Source organism: Paenibacillus sp. FSL P4-0338, from assembly GCF_038002365.1.
In the GTDB taxonomy this organism is placed as follows: Bacteria; Bacillota; Bacilli; order Paenibacillales; family Paenibacillaceae; genus Paenibacillus_AQ.
The window spans coordinates 770,261-787,236 of sequence record NZ_JBBOCG010000002.1; the positions used below are offsets into that span (position 1 = coordinate 770,261).

The window sequence follows — 16,976 nt, forward strand, 5'->3', positions numbered from 1 at the left end:
AGAGTATAAAGAACGCTTGAGATTTAACAATTACATTTTGGCTGCCAAAAGAAATTATGAGTATCAGAAAAATACCTTTTGTTATCAATAGATTCTTTAAGTCGGAGCATAGTTTGATATTGATTTTTCTTTTTTAGGTCGCACTCCCAGATTCTAATGACAGTCCAGCCACAGCTATTGAAAATATTTATGACTTTTTTATCATGTAAGATATTATGCGAACGCTTTTCATCCCAATATTCAACATTTTCTTGGGGTTGTGTGTTTCGACAAGTGTGTCCATGCCAAAAGCACCCATCAACAAAAGTAGCAATCTGCCGATCTAAAATACAAAATCAGGATGTCCTTTCACCGGGTAGTTACGTCGCCATCCGGTTATGCTGTGTTCCTTAAACAAGTGAATCAGATGTAGTTCGATTGATTTGTTACCTTTGGACCTTATCTTTTGCATAATAGAATAGCGCGTTCTTTTATCATAAACATCAACCATTGGCGTTTAATTCTCTTAGGATTTACCCTCAGTAGGTAATAAGAGTGGGTAGGCCCCTTCAATAATGTCGTGAATTACTACGTCAATTTGTCCAACCAAAGATACATATTCAATTAATTTATTAATTAAATTAAGCAAATCTATAACGTCATTTGGTGAAAAAACACTATGGGTAAAGTTATAAGAGTTAAATTTCATCCAAACGTTTTTAATGATATCATAACCAGCAATATTGATACTCTGAATGTAAGAAGGGCAGGGGATCTCAACTTTAGTTAATCCGTCCGTAAGAATTAAAATCTCTCGCTCTTCATCGAAAAGATGATCCAGGAGTTTTAATTTGAATCCCTCTGGAATTTCTGCCTGAATAGCTTCATAATCAAAGCCCATATGATTTGCTGGAAAGTAGTCTCGTTTTTCAAGTTCCGCTACCTGTTGTCCAAGCGAACTTAATCGACGGAATACATCGGCATCATTAACAATAGGAATTCGTGGACGCATATCAGCACGATTTACTGTAAACAAAGCACCTTCAAACTCGTCCAGATATACTTGGGAGCAAAGAACGGCAAAAGTATAAAATACCATCTCCGTTGCTATATTATTTATAGGGACTGCTAATAATTGAGATAAGAGCACTCCCAATTTAGGATGAATATTGTTTTCTATAACTCTATTTCGTGTTCCCTTCACAGGATATTGGTTAAGGTAAATATAAGAATTGCCTCTTCTACATAAATCATTATCAGGGTGGTACCAACAAAAAGAAGCAAATTGTCTAAGCCTATCCTTTTGGTCTTTAGGGGAATGAGAAAGTGCAAATCCGATAGTTCCTTTTGCACTGAATGCAGCACTAATTTCGGGTCTTCTGCGAGTCCCACCACCACCAACTCGACTAAATTTGTGTAATAGGTCTTGCCATAAAAATGCTTTCATAGTCAAAAAAGGTCTAAAAGCATAATTTACAATATTGGCGTTAAGCAAAGTGTCAACGGCTTGCGGATCTCCGTGAGAAATCAATTCATTGGCAAAGAAACTTATCTCCTCGTCTTTAGGAGGTTTATCTTGATGCGCCATCCACTCTTTAGCAGCAGCGTTCCCCCGGAACATAATTTCCTTGCTTCTCCGTTTCAGCATAGGTGCTTTTAAGTGCGTGAAGATACTAGTTGGGGCTAGTTTTATACCAGAACAATATTGCTGAAAGATCGAAATCTCATCATTTTCGTTGCTTACAGGCCAAAATGAAGAATAAATTTCATGATTAAAAGGTATCGATGGACATAAGCTATAACTAGCTTCGTCTATATCATGTTCAGTGAGCATTCCAAAAATTTCATCAGCACTTTTCGCAAGTGTTTTTGTTTTATCTGATTTTGCAAACCGGGAGAGATCATAGTACCTATATTTTTCTACTCCCAAAGTTTCCTCATAACGACGCGTTGCAAAAAGTATAGCTCGTCCTTGTTGGGTATTAAATAAACTATCTGAACGAATGCCGGCTCTTGCATCAGCATCTATCGATATAATCCACATATTAGAAAAATGTTCAATAATGTACTTTCTAGCAAACTTGTAAGAATCGGCTTCAAGAAAACTAGAGGGAACAATTAATGCTAAAACAGAATGATTTTGAGCAGTATCAAGTTTCTCACAGGCCCAACGCAAAAATTGTAAGTGAGGATTGTTAATTTGCTTTTGAATATTCTGGCGTAAATGACGTTTTTGAACCGGTGGTCTAAAATCATCCATAAGGTCCAGGATTACAGAAAAATCATCTCCTGTGTTAATCTTCGATGAATCTGAGGATGGAGGGTTTCCAATGACAAGAGTTATAGGCCTTGAAGCTATTTCGTAAGCTCTATTTAACTCATATCCCTCAACCGTAAGGGGGTTTACAGGCGTACCAAATAGGTAGTTGCTTAATGTGTTAGCTAGTAACAATTCATTGTGGGAACGTGATTCGTTAATCTCTGTATCAAGTATCGCCATTCGGTAATTCGCAAGCATATATGGAGCGGGTAATATTTCATAGCCGCACAGCAAGTAAGCTCCCTTTTTCGCATCGTTTCTTCTGATACTTTCAAGAAATGATCCAGTTCCACAACATGGATCAATAATTATGTTCCCGTCTGAAAAAATACTATTTCCTTCAAAAGAACGTTTTGTGATAGTTTCGGTAAATCTAACTATAAAGTCAGCTAGCTCAATGGGGGTATAAAACGCACCATAGTCAAAGCGAGAACGAGCATCAAATTTAGACAAAAATAGTTCAAACAGCTTATGATAATCAGGATGTTGTCTTTGTTGTTCAGTCATGTGAACGAATGATAGGAAGCTTATACACTCATCAGTCCAGGAAAGAATGAAACTACTCTCATCTTCTTGGTTATTTATATAATGAATGATAGTAAGGAATGGGCGAAGAACTTGTCCTTCCACAATTTCACGGGACAGGTACTCTCTAATTTTTCTTTCTTTTTCTACTGCTGAATCAGCATCAGTACATTCAACTCGATGTGCAAATAAAATTGTAAACATAATGACTTGAGCTGCAAAATCTGCAAACACACTGTCAAAACGCATATTAGAATCGTTATGGTTATAAACTAATTGTTTTAACCCATCTAACAAAATGATTGCATTTTTCTCCTCAGTATCCATTGCCTCATCTAATGGAATTGACGAAAAACGAAGTATTTCATCTGAGAGATAACGTGTTCTGATTGCAATTTGCTCCACCAAAGATCCTTCGTCATAATACTGAGGCGATGGTTCCGAAAAAAATCTACGCATCATGTGCTCGAATTCTATATTTGGAGTAATAGAAGACCAATCAGACTGAAGTATAAGCGATTTATCAATCAATGAAACAACTTTTGGTTTCATGCCATCAGTAAATGAGTAAACAAAGTCAATGCCATCAGTAATTATTAGCTTGTGTCCTAATGAAAGGTAACGATTAAATTGCTCTTCATACGGTGCAATATCAAAAGTATTCTGGCTTAAGCCCTTAGCTTCAATATATCCGTATACACCTAGAGTATTTCTGTCATGCATTCGCCAATCAGGCCTACCCATACGAGCTTGGTTCTTAGGTTCTAGTATAACTACAATATTTGGATTTCCGTTAAGAACAGTAGCCAGCTCTCTAAACATAGTATCCAAAGGAGGCCTGAAAGAGAGCTCGGCAGTATGTTGATTACCTGATAATGAGTCTTGATAATCTTGTTGGAGGCTTGATAAATATTTTTTAATAATTACCTGATAAGACACAAGCTTTTACCTCTTTTCTAAGGTAATATTCTATAATGCTTCCACCAATTATTTTTGCGAGTGTTGGAGGGACTGCATTTCCTATCTGTCGAGCAATTTCAACTTTTGTACCAGAAAACTTATAATCGATTGGGAAAGTCTGCAATAAAGCTCCTTCACAAAGTGATATGCTCCTCAATTGCTCTGGGTGGCCGAACATTCCCCGAGTGAAGCTATCAAAACGTGCTGTAATAGTAGGTGCTACATCGTCCCATGACATTCTGCCATATACATTTCGGTGGCCTATAATTGCACTATCGATCCGATGACAATCTGCCAATAAATCATCAGGTAGGTGATCACGTCCCTGGCCTTGTTTCAATACCATGAGGCGTTGAATATTTTTATCAGAAAGTCGATCTCTCCTGTGATGAAGGTAGTCAGGGTGAGTAGTTCCATCTTTTGGGGGCTCGGGTAAGAACTCTATTGTTTCACGTACTGTCTGCCGTTTGCCCGTTGGTTTTGGGAAAGTATACTCTGAGCCTATATCTCGTCTTTCTCCAACCAAAATAATGCGCTTCCTGCGTTGAGGTATGCCATAGTCTTCTGCATTTATAAGTTCCTTATGAATTACATAGCCGATGTCCTCCATATGGCGTATCAGTTCAGTAAGAGTTGCTTTACCTCGTTTTCCTTGTAGGCCTGATACATTCTCCATTACGAAGAACATTGGTCGAACTTCGTCGATGAGGCTTCCGTATTGAAGAACAAGATCATTTCTGCTGTCAAGATCTTCGCCAATACGTTGAACGGAAAACCCTTGACATGGTGGCCCGCCTGCGAGTAAAAAGAGTTCACCTTGTCTTAAACCGATCTCGTTTAACAACCGTCCTCCGAGCATATCCTTTATGTCTGCACTTATCGCAGGGTGTGAGAAGTATTTGTTATTATTATTAATTGTATCGATACATTTAGATTCAATATCAAAACTAAGTAGTACTTCAAGTCCGGCCTGCTGAAGACCTAATGATAGGCCTCCTGCACCTGAAAAGCTATCAACACAAGTTAACCGCATTTTTGCCCCCCCTTTTACTTTTAACATCTGAAATAACATTCGAGTAAGAATTGCTCACGGGTAAATCTTGAGGTTGAATACCAGCACTTAATTGAGCTTCGGTTGGTTCACATGAAAGAAATTCAATCAAAACGCTTGACGCAATGCCGCATGACATAAGCGGAGGGACAGCTTCTCCAATTTGACGGTAAATGTCATCAAATTTCCCTTCGAATGTAAAACCGTCTGGGAAACTCTGAAGGCGAGCAGCTTCTCTTGCGGTAATCCCTCTATCTTGAACAGGATGTGTAAATCGTCCGCTTGCAGGATTCCGGGCATAATGAGTAATTGTAATAGAAGGTTTATCCCAACTAAGTCTTCCGTAAACATCTGAAAATCCTTTAATCCTAGTTAAGCTCTCCGGGCCAATTCCTTGGGGTAATTTACCGCCATCATGAGGCACCTTCCTAATTATTTCGAGAGTACTTGGCTTATGGGCAACAGCCTTATGCATCCAATCTTCTTGGGATGTTTCACCCGCAGCAATTGTACTTAAGGAACTTATTGCATCTCGTACGGTCTTAAATGAATCTGGTGTATATATGCCCTCAGGCAACAAAAATTCTTTTTTCATTCCAATAACGATCGATCTAAAACGTGCCTGGGGCACACCAAATTCGGCTGCATTGTGAATGTGTTGCTTTACTGTATAACCTGCATCAAGAAAAGTTGATCTAGCTTTACTGAAATATTTCCAATACTTATTAGATAGAAATTCAGGGACATTTTCCATGATAAAGACGGCGGGATTCACTTCTGAAACAATACGAGAGAAAGCCACTACTAGGTTATTTCTATCATCGTCTTCCTCATCCCATCGTGTTTTTCTATGAGAGGAGAATCCCTGACATGGAGCACAACCAATTAGTATTGTTGGAAGTTTAGGATTAAAATCTATACTTTCTAAAAAGCTCCTAATACTATTTTTATTTTTAGAAATTTCAAGAATATCTTCATTTATTAATGGGGTTCCATAGTTTTTACTATAACTAGCGGCAGACATTGAATTAATATCGCAACCTCCAAGAAAACGGAAAACTGGGTAAAGACGGTTTATTGCAGCGAATCCGAGAGAAGTTCCTCCTGCACCGCTAAAAAAGTCAAGTACTTGAATAGGGTTAAGGGCTGTCTCGCCAATACTCAGCGGTTCAAAATTCTGCAACTCTCTTTCGCATTCTTTAAACAAGATAGTCTTATAATCCCTGTAATCTTCTGAACCAACAGGTTTGGAAATTGCTTTATGAAGTAATTCTTGTGTTTGCATATTCACACCTCAAAGAAACTTTATTTATTATTAATAGTGGGCAAACTTAAAACTTTAGTTTTAGCAACTTATGCTAACTTTTAACGTGAACTTTCTCTGGTTTAGTGCGAGAATTCTCTCTGTACTTAACTTTCATTAATACCAGAGTATTTGATCCTTATTAACAAGTTTTCTTGTGATTATTATACAAGACTTTGACTTGTATTTTAATGTTTAATGAAAATTTAAAATGAATTAAATTTGATCTCTTATGAAATGATCAAAGGGAAAACATGTTTATTTTGGGTTTTATAAATTAGTTGAAAACATAGATTTAAGTCCAATCCACCCAATAGAAAACGCTTTTTTGATATACGTACTCTCTAGGATCTAGACCTTATGAAAATCTTCTTACATTACGCCCCTTTTTTATGAACGTACAACGACATTTTATTAACTTGTACAATTATAGCATACATATGTTCGTATCAAAAGGGGAGATGAATAGGTATGATTTTCAATATATAAGATGTATAAAGCGATTATTTGGCTATGAAGCCTTTTGAAATCATAGGAGTTGTAAAGTTATCCATGTAGGTCAATCGATTTGTTATGCTGAATAACTAATTATATCAAATTAAGTATTTTTGGGAAAATATCTCATTTTCAAGGCGTGAAAATGAACAAATCAAATGACTATAGCTATGAAAAAAGAGCAAATAGAATTCTTAAAGAAGGAATATATTTGCCTCAATGTTGAAAGATTAAATCAGTATTTTTAATTCTGCAGTAAACAGTAAGTAGAGTTATCTTTATTTCTTTTCACTATCTCCCAACAACTCCCCAACCGAAACCTCCAGTGCTTTCGCAACAGCCACCACTTCATAATCCTGTACAAGCCTATGTTGACCTTCCAATCTTGATAAACTGGTCGGGCTAATGTCCAATCCAAAGGTTTGTAACCGAGCAAGAAAATCTTTCTGCTTCATTTTATTAGCTTTGCGAATTGATACAACTCGGCTCCCAATGATGTTTTTGTCACCAGGGGGCTCTTTGCGATGTCTCATTTCCGTGTCACCTCACAATTTAACTGAATTGTATGCGAGGTAGGAGTTGTTTTAATGCGAATATCGAATTAAAATAAAATAAACCGATAAACGCATTAAAAATTTTATACATCGTCTACAACTATAGCTTTGCCAGAAAGGTGAGGATGCAATGCACAATTTAATGCACAAGTACGAGGAGGAGAAGCGCAAGTTGGACGAACTCGGGCAGCAACTAATGGAGCAAGGAATTCCGTTAAGCACCAATGAGGCACTTCAGACTCAGAGTCGTAAAGTGGATGAACTTATTAATCGGATGTATCACGAGAAGAACGGATATTCAGAGAGTTTGCTTTTAAACTTCTGTTCTGGGGGAGATGCAGTGAGTTTTCCGGCATGGTTTATACAGACGATTCAGGGACGCTTAGACGAAGTGACTGCACAAATAGAATATCAGTCGGAGCCTAGACAAGCTTTTGAAGAAGAGAACGAGGCGTTTCAGGCGTTGTTCGACTCCATAGATATTGCACGTATGCCGCAATTTGAGGATTGGGAGAATAAGCTTCAATTAAAGCAAGCCGTTCTTAATGAACGTCTATATCTACAGGGGCTCAAGGATGGAATGCAGCTTGCAAATGCCTTTACTGCTCCTTCTGTTCTCTCGGAATAAGATACGATAAAAATATAAGCTTACACATGTTTGGGCTGTTCACGCGACAGTCCTTTTCTTATGCTCACTAATGGAAGGGAATCCTTCCCATATTGTCGAATTACCATATATATTGTAAATCCAGAGGATGTGAGGTTGGGCTATGTTTGAGGCATTAAGGGCACTCTTCCGAAAATCAGATTCTAAGCCGCCACAGGCATTACATAAGGCACATACTCCAAAGGCTAAGCCCAAGGTTGCTCCCACCCGAATTGGTCAGCTAGGCGAGCATAAAGTTAACATTCAGCTTGACCAGCTACCTAAGGACTGTAAATTCTTAAGCGATCTGCTGCTCCCTAATCCCAAATCTAGAACAGGCTACGCCCAGATTGATCATGTTGTTATTTCCCCATATTGCGTATTTGTTATTGAGACGAAAAACTACATTGGAGAAATTAAAGGTGGGCGGGCGGATCAGCAATGGTCGGTGAGTAACCGGTATAAGATGTATAATCCGCTGAAGCAGAACTATGGGCATATCAAGGCCATTGAGAGTCTGCTAAAAGATGTAGCTGCCGTAAAATACATCTCTATGATTTCATTCACGATGAGATGTCGCTTCAGTATTGACCCGGAGCTACGGAAGATTCACTCGGACGAAATGGTTGTGTATGATGTGGAATTAAGTGAGTTTATCTCTAGGAAGCTGATCAGTTTGAAGTTGGGGAACCCTGAGCCTCCTATTTCTGCGGCACTGGCCCAAACTATATATGATTATTTGGTCCAGGCCAACATCACCGATGCTGAGATTCGTAAGCTTCATGTGGACAAAATCAAGAAAAGGAGCTGAATGAAATGACGATCTACAACAAGCTTGTTCGCGACAAAATCCCTGAGATTATTCAAGAGTCGGGTAAGGACTGTAATTGCATAACGTTGGAGTACGAATCCTATGTTTCTGAATTGAAAAAGAAGCTTCGTGAAGAGGTAGAAGAGTATAATCAAGCTGCTGGTGATGCAGAGGCGGTGGAAGAGCTGGCCGATATCCTTGAGGTGGTTCATGCTCTTGCTCAAATACATAAGATCCTGCCTGAAGATCTAGAGAAGGTAAGGGCAAAGAAAGCTGAGGAACGTGGAGGCTTTGCAGATCGAACTTTTCTAATTGAAGTGACGGAGTAGACACTAGGCATTTAATTCTATTCAAATTATTCACGACAAAGGGAGAGAACAATTATGAATGATCGCCATCATCCATTCTTTCGGCTGGCTATGAAAACCTTGATTATGCTGCTGTGCGCCGGTCTGTTGCCGGTCATATATACGGCGGCTCCGGCGCAGGCCGCACCGGTAGTGGGGAACCAGATTAGTCCGCTGCTGATCAATAGCCAATATGTGCTGTTTCCAGGTAAGCTGGCGCCCTATATACAGGCAGGCAAATTGATGGTACCTGTCCGTGCGTTCGCAGGTGCGCTGGGTGCACAGCTGACGTATGATGCCGTCACAAAGAGCACCACGGTATCGCTTCTTGGGGAGAGTGTGGGGAAACTGCGGGCCGGACAGGCCACTGCGGTAACCAAAGACGGCAGTACAATAGCGCTGGGGACATCCCCACAACTGCTGGAAGGCGTACTGTTTGCGCCCATGAACCCGATCCTCACTGGGCTAAAGAAGGTGAAATGGGAGAACATGTATAAGGTGCTCAGACTCAAAGTACTGATAGTGCAGGGCCGGGGAGATACGGAATTGCCGCAGGCCAAGTCTTGGCAGAGCGTGACCCCGTTTGGAGATTTGGGAGGGGAGCACCACAATCCCTTTTATCCGACACTACTGACGCAGTCTGCTGATAGCAAGGGCTTCCGGCTGAGTCTCAGTGTGATTAATGCTTCCGGGTTTGTCATTCCCAAGGGTGCTTCCCGCTTGGAGTTGGTCGCTGTGGACAGCCAAGGACAGGCCGTAGTCCGGCAGCTTCCCGGGCCTTCGCAGCCGACTCCCAAGGCAGGAGCCTTGTCATTCACGATTAATGTGCCCACAGCGCCGGATTATGTGATTTTTAATTCACGGATTGAGTAAAGAAAACAAGGAGGCCAGGCACGGAAGAGTGGGCTCGGGCTAATGAGAAATTCTAAGAGAGCGGTGCAATAGGCAGGAGAAAGTATAATAAAAAGAGAGCCGTGCTGGTAACACGACTCTCGGAGCAATAGCCGTTTATAAGGGCGGCGGCTTCTAAAGGTTATCCATTGAAATAGGACGCTTACCGTTGGCCGGGGTGGCCTGATTCTTTTTGTGGAAAGAGAGAATCAACACAACCAGATAATGAAAAAAGAGAGCCGTGCTCGATACACGACTCTCGAAGCAGTATCCACTTTTAAGGGCGGTGGCTTTCGGAATAGCAGTCAAGAAATAGACCGATTCCTTTGGAGAGGGCGGTCTATTTTTTTGTAGTAATTTTGAATATACAAACCCCTAACCAAGCTCAAAAGCAGCCAACACCTGCTTTTGGGCTTTTTTCTGTGCCTCTTAAAATCCCCCTCTGGAAATTTATTCTCCCATCGTAATACTTCCGCCATGTTCGCCCTGCTGGATATCAGCGATGATAGACCCTGTAAGGTAACGCCAAGAGCGTTCATCCTACAACCGGTTCTTATCCGGGCGGACGTAACGAGGCGGGGATCTCAGGTGATCCCGCAGTGCCGGCATGTATGCTACGGTATCCTGTACGGTCCGTTGCGGTAAGAGCAGATAAGGGGTTCGATTCCCCGATCGCCTTCACAGCGACGTTGGTTACACTACTCGATTTCCATCGAGCCACATTGAAGCACAATCTGAGTAAGGAAACCAATGGACAGAATCCCTGGCGGCTGGTCTAGCGCTACTGTGGCAGGGCTTTGTAATCTGTGGATACCGGCAGCAGGGAAGCTTGCGGAGACTGAGGTAAGGACAGAAGAGAACGAAGGCTGGCTGAAGGTTGGGTCAGCTCAGGTCTCAGGTAGTCCTCCCGGATCTCCCGGCAGACGGGCTGTCTCAAGCGTGATTCCGTCCGGGTCCGCAGCGGGATTCTGTCTTCCATTGGTCCAATCATGAAGGGGGTAATACATACGATGTTGAAGCCAATCACGATTCAAGCGGACCAGCGCGGTCTGCTCTTTCATAAGGGAAGTTATGTGAAGCGTCTGCTGCCGGGAACCTACCGTTATTTCTCCTGGTCGCAGCATACTGTGGTGGTACTGGATATTGCCAAGCCTTTTAGCGCTGGCGGGAAGGACCTGCAGCTGTTCTTACAGGATGATGAACTCCTGCGGGAGCTTGAGGTGGTCCGGGTACAGGATCATGAGAATGTGCTGCACTATGAGGATGGTCAGTTCATGCAGCTGCTGAAGCCGGGGGTGTATGCGTATTGGAATCTGCTGAGGAAGCACACCTTCGTCCACACGGACATTCGTGTGCCGGAGCTGCCCGCCGGGATCGACCGCTCGATCATCGCCAAGCTTACGCCGTATGTGCAGAGCTGCGAAATTGCCAGCCACGAGCTGGGGTTCCTGTTCTATGATCATACGCTTCAGCGGGAGCTGACGCCGGGGAAGTATTATTTCTGGAAGGGACCGGTCTCGGTGCTGACCAAGAAGGTCGATCTGAGACAGCAGCAGATGGATCTGCTTGGCCAGGAGATGATGACGGAAGATAAGGTTACGCTGCGCCTGAACTTCGTCTGCCAGTACCGGATCGTAAGTCCGCACCGTGTCCTGGAGATGAAGGATTTCGATGAGCAGATTCATATCCAGCTTCAGCTCCTGCTGCGCGAGTATGTCGGGACGCTGAGATTGGACGATCTGCTGAAGCGGAAGGAGGATCTGACGACGTTCATTCTGGACCGTATCCGGGAGAAGGAGGAAGAGTTCGGGGTGCGCTTCCTCGGGGCAGGGGTGAAGGATGTAATTCTGCCGGGAGACATGAAGGACATCCTGAACACCGTGCTGCTCGCTGAGAAAAAAGCCCAGGCCAACCTGCTCACCCGCCGGGAAGAGACAGCCTCGACACGCAGCCTGCTGAATACAGCGAAGCTGATGGATGAGAATCAGACGCTCTTCCGGCTCAAGGAGCTGGAATTCCTGGAGAAAATCTGCGACCGGATCGGCTCCATCTCGGTCACCGGCGGCGGTGATCTGCTGGAGCGGTTAAGCTCGCTCATCGGCGCAAGTAAATAGACAAGAATCGCCCTCCACACAGCTCAGCTTATGAGCTAGTGGAGGGCGATTCTTATTGTATGAGAAGCTCCTTACATCGGTACGACTACGCTTAATCTACTTCACCAACCCCGTCAAATACCCGTAATGCTCCCCCTCCATCTGGTCCAGAGGGATGAAGCGGATAGAGGCGCTGTTGATGCAGTAGCGTTTGCCGCCGCGGTCCGCAGGACCATCGTCGAAGACATGACCCAGGTGGATATCGCCGGATTGGCTGCGGACCTCGGTGCGTTCCATGCCGAAGCTGGTATCCGTATCATAGGTGACGACCTGCGGGGCAATCGGCTTGGTGAAGCTGGGCCAGCCGCAGCCGGAGTCGTATTTATCCTTGCTGGAGAAGAGGGGCTGACCCGTGGCGATATCGACATACAGGCCAGCCTCGTAGTTATCCCAATAGTCGTTGCTGAAGGCACGCTCCGTGTCATTCTTGACGGCTACCGCGTATTGATCGGCAGTTAACCGCTCCTTCAGTTCTGCGTCGGAAGGGCGCGGGTATTGGGCCGGGTCGATGACCGGCTCTTGCTCGTCCAGGATGCTTAAGTCAATGTGGCAGTACCCGTTCGGGTTCTTCGCCAAGTAGTCCTGATGATATTCCTCCGCCAGATAGTAGTTCTCCAGAGGAAGGACTTCGGTTACGATTTTCTTGTCATACTTGGTCTGCTCCTGTGCTACAGCCTGCTGGATAACAGCTGCATCCTCCGGGGACGAATAGTAGATTCCTGTCCGGTATTGAACGCCCCGGTCATTGCCTTGCTTGTTCAGGCTGGTCGGGTCAACAACCTTGAAATAAGCTTCCAGGAGCTGCTTCAGGGTGACCTGCTTCGGATCGTACTTCACATGCACAGTCTCCGCGAACCCCCGGTCCCCGCGAATAACATCCTCGTAGGTCGGATTCTCGCCTTTCCCGTTGGCATAGCCTGAGGTGACATCCTGAACTCCCTGAATGCGGGCCATATACGCTTCCACACCCCAGAAGCAACCGCCTGCCAGGTACAGGCTACGCAGATCCTTCTCGGCTATACTTGCGGTTTTGACCGCTGGAACCGGGGCGGCAGCTGAGGTGGAGCTCATTCCCGCGAAGGTGTCCTTAATCAGCTCGTTGGAGGCATGACCCGGGAGGGACTTCACCAGCATTCCTTCTTCATCTATATAAAAAGAGCTGGGATACGCCCGTACCTGAAACTCCTTGGCCCATGTCCCGTCTTCATCGAGCAGCACAGTCAGATTGTCATACGGCTGCTTGTTGAACCAGTCCGTGAACTCCTTGGCGGATTTCTCGCCTTTGTAGCCTGGGGTTACAATCGATACCACCTGGAAGTCCTTCTCCTGGCCGGCCAGCGTATTCAGTTCCTCCAGACCGGCAAGGCAGATGGAGCACCAGGAGGCCCAGTATTTCACATAGACCTTCTTGCCCTTCAGATCCTCCAGCTTGAGTGAAGCGCCCTTCAGATCGTTCAAGGCGAAGGCGGGTGCAGGCTTCCCCTTGCTCATGGCTGCGGCAGAGTCTGCCTTGCCTGCTCCCGCATCAGGCTTCGCGCCGCATGCGGCTAGGATCGACAGCAAGCCGCCAATCACCAGCATATATCCCATCCACTTCCATGTCTTCTTCATGCCTGATTCCTCCTCCCGTTATTGAATCCAGCTCACAATCGTATTCAGCTGGTCTGTCATTAGCAGCAGCCCCATGGCGATCAGCATACAGCCGGAGGCGATCTTGATCCCGCCCATGAACCGGTACAAGCGGCGAATCCGCTTAACCAGAACTTCCGAGAAGACGGATAGTATAAGGAAGGGAATTGCCAGACCCAGCGTGTACAACAGCATGAGAAATCCTCCATAAGCAGGGGAGCCCTCCCCGGCAGCGATACTGAGAATGCCCGCGAGTACCGGGCCAATGCACGGCGTCCACCCGAAGCTGAACGTCAGGCCGAGCAGGAAGGCCCCGATATAGCCGCCACGTGCTGCGCGGGGACTGGACAGCTTTTTTTCCCGTTCGAGCCAGGAGATCTTGATTAGTCCGGTCTGGTAGATTCCGAATAAAATGACAATCACTCCGCAGACGGCAATGAACCTGGAGCTTGAAATGACATTGCCAAGAATGCCGGAGCCGAAGCCCAGGGTGATGAAGACCACAGATAGTCCAAGCACGAAGATTAGGGTCCGCAGCATGAATACCGAACGGAACCGCAAGGAGCCTGCGTCCACCCCTCCCTGATTCACATTGCCCGCCAGGCTTCCGGACAGATACGAGACATAGACCGGAAGCAGCGGCAGAATACAGGGTGCAAAAAACGATAATACCCCTGCGCCGAAGACGCCGAACAGGAATACAAAATCACCAGCCATCTCTATCACCACCTATATGAATACGCTTCTCTAAAGCTAAGGCTTACCGGCTGGTGTAGATGGGGACCGTGAACCAGAAGCAGCTTCCAGAACCTTTAGTGCTCTCTACGCCGATCTTGCCGCCATGCAGTTCTACAATGGATTGTGCGATGGCAAGACCCAGTCCGGCGCCTCCGCTATTCTTACTGCGTGATTTATCTATCCGGTAGAACCGTTCGAAGATCCGTGAGGTCTCCGCAGCTTCAATTCCCTGACCCTCATCGCTCACAGCGATTCGCAGGAACGGGCCTTCCTCGGCGGCGGACAGCACGATATGGCCTTCTTCAGGAGAATGTTGAACCGCATTCTGCACAAGATTGGACAGCACCCGCTTAATCTGCGTGGGCATCATCAGGGCCGCGGGCAGCTTTTCCGGCAGCTCAATCTCGACCTTCAGCCGCTTCTCCGCCAGATGGAAGGAGAAGCTCTCCAGCGTGCTGATCAGCAGCTCATCCGCATGGCAGGGCTGCGGGTCGAAGGTTCCGCCGCTGGCCTCCAGGCTGGATAGTTCAAAGAGGTCCTGGATCAGCCCCGCCAGCCGCTTCGTCTCCAGCCGGATCGTATTCAGATACCGCTGGAAGGTCTCTTCGTCCTTGATCACATCATCCTCCAGCGCTTCTACGAACGACTGAATGGAGGCAAGAGGGGTCCGCAGATCGTGGGAGACATTGGCGATCAGCTCCCGCCGGGCGGACTCGGACTGGTGGAGATGGTCGAAGCTCTCTTTTAACTTACTGCTCATCTCATTGAATTGCCGGGCCATCAGCTTGAACTCGTGCGGGCCGATGGTGGGGACCTCGGTGTGGAAATCCCCCTCGGCAATCCGTACCGTCTGCTCCGTAATCCGGGCAATGGACTTCTCCACCGGCCGCGTCAGCAGATGCTGCAGGACGAAGGAGAACACGCCGATCCCGGCTGTGATGCCCGACAGATAGTATAGCTGATCAATGGTCAGCAGCATCCGGGAATAACTGACGAATAGACAGATCAACAATACGCCGATCCCCGTGAGACTGGACAATAATAGATAGGTGCGCAGCTTCATCAGATGCCATCACCCGCAAACTTATATCCGATTCCCCAGACCGTCTTGATGTATTTCGGGTCGGAGGGAGTCTGTTCGATCTTCTCGCGTAATCTTCTTATATGCACCGTAACGGTAGTCGTATCTCCTTCATAGCTGAAATCCCAGATCTTGCTCAGCATCTGCGTCCGGGAGAACACCTGCCCCGGATGGCTCGCCAGCAGATACAGCATTTCGAATTCGGTCACCGTCAAGTCAATCGCCTGCCCGCTGATCTCCACCGTACGCTTCCCGACATCGAGGGTCAGTCCTTCGTACTTGATTGTGTGCTCAGCGGCGGTAGCCGGCGATACCTGGACAACTCTCATTCTGCGCAGAATCGCCTGCACCCGCAGTACGAGCTCCCTTGGACTGAAGGGCTTAGTCAGATAATCATCCGCCCCCATCGTCAGCCCCATCAGCCGGTCCTGCTCCTCGCCGCGCGCCGTCAGCATGATGATCGGGAGATCTTCGGTCTGCCGGATCTCGCTGCATACCTCCCAGCCATTCTTATGCGGCATCATCAAGTCAAGCACAATCAGGCTTGGAGACTGGCTGCGCCATAGCTCTAGCGCCTCCAAGCCATCCTTGGCGGTGGTGACCAGATACCCCTCCCGTTCCAGATACCTGCGGCACACATCGGTAATATTCGGATCATCATCCGCGACCAGCACTCGTTCATTCATCTTAACCCACCCCATATCTGTCCAAAATCCATTTGATTCCATCATATCATATGGCGGGGGTCCGGCTCAGTCCGGCTTATTTCATGGCCTTGGCAGGCTTCATGTACATGGTCACTACCGTATCCGCCACATAAGTGCTGCCATCGTACAGGGCCGGAGCCATGCTCAGATTAACCGTCTTACCGTCGACCATCATTTTTTTCGACCCAATCATAACCTTGATCATCTTGCCCATCGGCATCATGCCGTCGTCCATCATCTTGCCGTCATCCATCATCTTGCCGTCATCCATCATCTTGCTATCGTCCATCGTCTTGCTGTCGTCCATCATCTTGCCATCGTCCATCATGTCGCCATCGTCCATCATCTTGCTGTCGTCCATCGTCTTGCTGTCGTCCATCATCTTGTCCATGTACATCAGCGAGACGGAGCGGTCCTTGCTGTTCCATTCAATGCTGTAGCCGTACATCATGGCGGCCTGTCTTAGGTTCATCAGCTCCATGCCGTCTTTCTTCATCGTCTTGATGCCTGCCGCCGCACCGGAGATGCCGGACACCGCCAGAGAGAGAACCAATACTGCCGCTATCATGAACCGTTTGCCTGCTTTGCTGTTACCCATGCTAATCACGCTCCATTTCTTTGTAGTGGTTACATGGAACAGAATAAACGGGAGAGCTTACGATTCTCTAAGCGAAATCTTACGATTGTATTACGGCGGCGCAAAGAACGTATAACTTCTCCCTATAGCCAGATATCAGTTATAAGTGTTACGTCTAATGCCGTACTCCATGCTAGAATTTATACACA

15 protein-coding genes are annotated in these 16,976 nt (G+C 46.0%); 5 read left to right on the top strand and 10 right to left on the bottom strand.

Translation table 11 applies throughout. From position 1 onward, the window contains the following. Nucleotides 1–505 precede the first annotated feature (505 nt). From MKZ07_RS27400 to MKZ07_RS27415, 4 genes are all read right to left on the bottom strand, one after another. A complete protein-coding gene (locus MKZ07_RS27400; RefSeq protein WP_339222244.1) occupies nt 506–3,763 on the bottom strand; it encodes an N-6 DNA methylase in 3,258 nt (1,085 codons plus the stop codon). Continuing rightward, nucleotides 3,741–4,844 carry a DNA cytosine methyltransferase gene (locus tag MKZ07_RS27405; RefSeq protein WP_339222246.1) on the bottom strand — a complete coding sequence of 368 codons (1,104 nt, stop codon included), beginning with the start codon at nt 4,842–4,844 and terminating at the stop codon, nt 3,741–3,743. Before MKZ07_RS27405 ends, MKZ07_RS27400 begins: the two co-directional genes overlap by 23 nt. Then, complete coding sequence (locus tag MKZ07_RS27410) at nt 4,798–6,120, bottom strand: DNA cytosine methyltransferase (RefSeq protein ID WP_339222247.1); 1,323 nt, start codon at nt 6,118–6,120, stop codon at nt 4,798–4,800. Before MKZ07_RS27410 ends, MKZ07_RS27405 begins: the two co-directional genes overlap by 47 nt. Nucleotides 6,121–6,911: 791 nt before the next feature. Further along, a complete protein-coding gene (locus MKZ07_RS27415) occupies nt 6,912–7,166 on the bottom strand; it encodes a helix-turn-helix domain-containing protein (RefSeq protein WP_339222249.1) in 255 nt (84 codons plus the stop codon). A 193-nt stretch (nt 7,167–7,359) separates the two neighbouring features. Between MKZ07_RS27415 and MKZ07_RS27420 the strand changes: the two genes are divergently transcribed. From MKZ07_RS27420 to MKZ07_RS27435, 4 genes are all read left to right on the top strand, one after another. Next, nucleotides 7,360–7,815 carry a hypothetical protein gene (locus MKZ07_RS27420; RefSeq protein WP_339222250.1) on the top strand — a complete coding sequence of 152 codons (456 nt, stop codon included), beginning with the start codon at nt 7,360–7,362 and terminating at the stop codon, nt 7,813–7,815. A gap of 142 nt (nt 7,816–7,957) precedes the next feature. Then, nucleotides 7,958–8,644, top strand: coding sequence for a nuclease-related domain-containing protein (locus tag MKZ07_RS27425; protein ID WP_339222251.1), 687 nt, complete (start codon nt 7,958–7,960; stop codon nt 8,642–8,644). A 5-nt stretch (nt 8,645–8,649) separates the two neighbouring features. Further along, nucleotides 8,650–8,973 (top strand): nucleoside triphosphate pyrophosphohydrolase, encoded by a 324-nt coding sequence (locus tag MKZ07_RS27430; protein WP_339222252.1) that lies wholly within the window; start codon nt 8,650–8,652, stop codon nt 8,971–8,973. A gap of 54 nt (nt 8,974–9,027) precedes the next feature. Continuing rightward, complete coding sequence (locus MKZ07_RS27435; protein WP_339222253.1) at nt 9,028–9,864, top strand: copper amine oxidase N-terminal domain-containing protein; 837 nt, start codon at nt 9,028–9,030, stop codon at nt 9,862–9,864. Between the two features lie 799 nt (nt 9,865–10,663). On the opposite strand, the gene MKZ07_RS27440 is transcribed toward MKZ07_RS27435, so the two are convergent. After that, on the bottom strand, nt 10,664–10,861 hold the full coding sequence (locus tag MKZ07_RS27440; protein ID WP_341028737.1) for a hypothetical protein: 198 nt from the start codon (nt 10,859–10,861) through the stop codon (nt 10,664–10,666). A gap of 31 nt (nt 10,862–10,892) precedes the next feature. On the opposite strand from MKZ07_RS27440, the gene MKZ07_RS27445 reads away from it, so the two are divergent. Further along, nucleotides 10,893–11,996, top strand: coding sequence for a slipin family protein (locus MKZ07_RS27445; RefSeq protein ID WP_341028739.1), 1,104 nt, complete (start codon nt 10,893–10,895; stop codon nt 11,994–11,996). 96 nt (nt 11,997–12,092) lie between these two features. Here the strand turns inward: MKZ07_RS27445 and msrAB are convergent, their stop codons facing one another. The 5 genes from msrAB to MKZ07_RS27470 all read right to left on the bottom strand — a co-directional run bounded on the left by msrAB (nt 12,093) and on the right by MKZ07_RS27470 (nt 16,788). Next, complete coding sequence (gene msrAB / locus MKZ07_RS27450) at nt 12,093–13,646, bottom strand: bifunctional peptide-methionine (S)-S-oxide reductase MsrA/peptide-methionine (R)-S-oxide reductase MsrB (RefSeq protein ID WP_341028740.1); 1,554 nt, start codon at nt 13,644–13,646, stop codon at nt 12,093–12,095. An 18-nt stretch (nt 13,647–13,664) separates the two neighbouring features. Next, nucleotides 13,665–14,381, bottom strand: a complete 717-nt coding sequence (locus MKZ07_RS27455; protein WP_341028743.1) for a cytochrome c biogenesis CcdA family protein — start codon at nt 14,379–14,381, stop codon at nt 13,665–13,667. 43 nt (nt 14,382–14,424) lie between these two features. Beyond that, nucleotides 14,425–15,465, bottom strand: a complete 1,041-nt coding sequence (locus MKZ07_RS27460; protein ID WP_036693047.1) for a sensor histidine kinase — start codon at nt 15,463–15,465, stop codon at nt 14,425–14,427. Continuing rightward, a complete protein-coding gene (locus MKZ07_RS27465; RefSeq protein ID WP_036693045.1) occupies nt 15,465–16,169 on the bottom strand; it encodes a response regulator transcription factor in 705 nt (234 codons plus the stop codon). Before MKZ07_RS27465 ends, MKZ07_RS27460 begins: the two co-directional genes overlap by 1 nt. Nucleotides 16,170–16,245: 76 nt before the next feature. Further along, nucleotides 16,246–16,788 (bottom strand): hypothetical protein, encoded by a 543-nt coding sequence (locus MKZ07_RS27470; RefSeq protein ID WP_036693044.1) that lies wholly within the window; start codon nt 16,786–16,788, stop codon nt 16,246–16,248. Nucleotides 16,789–16,976: the final 188 nt, after the last annotated feature.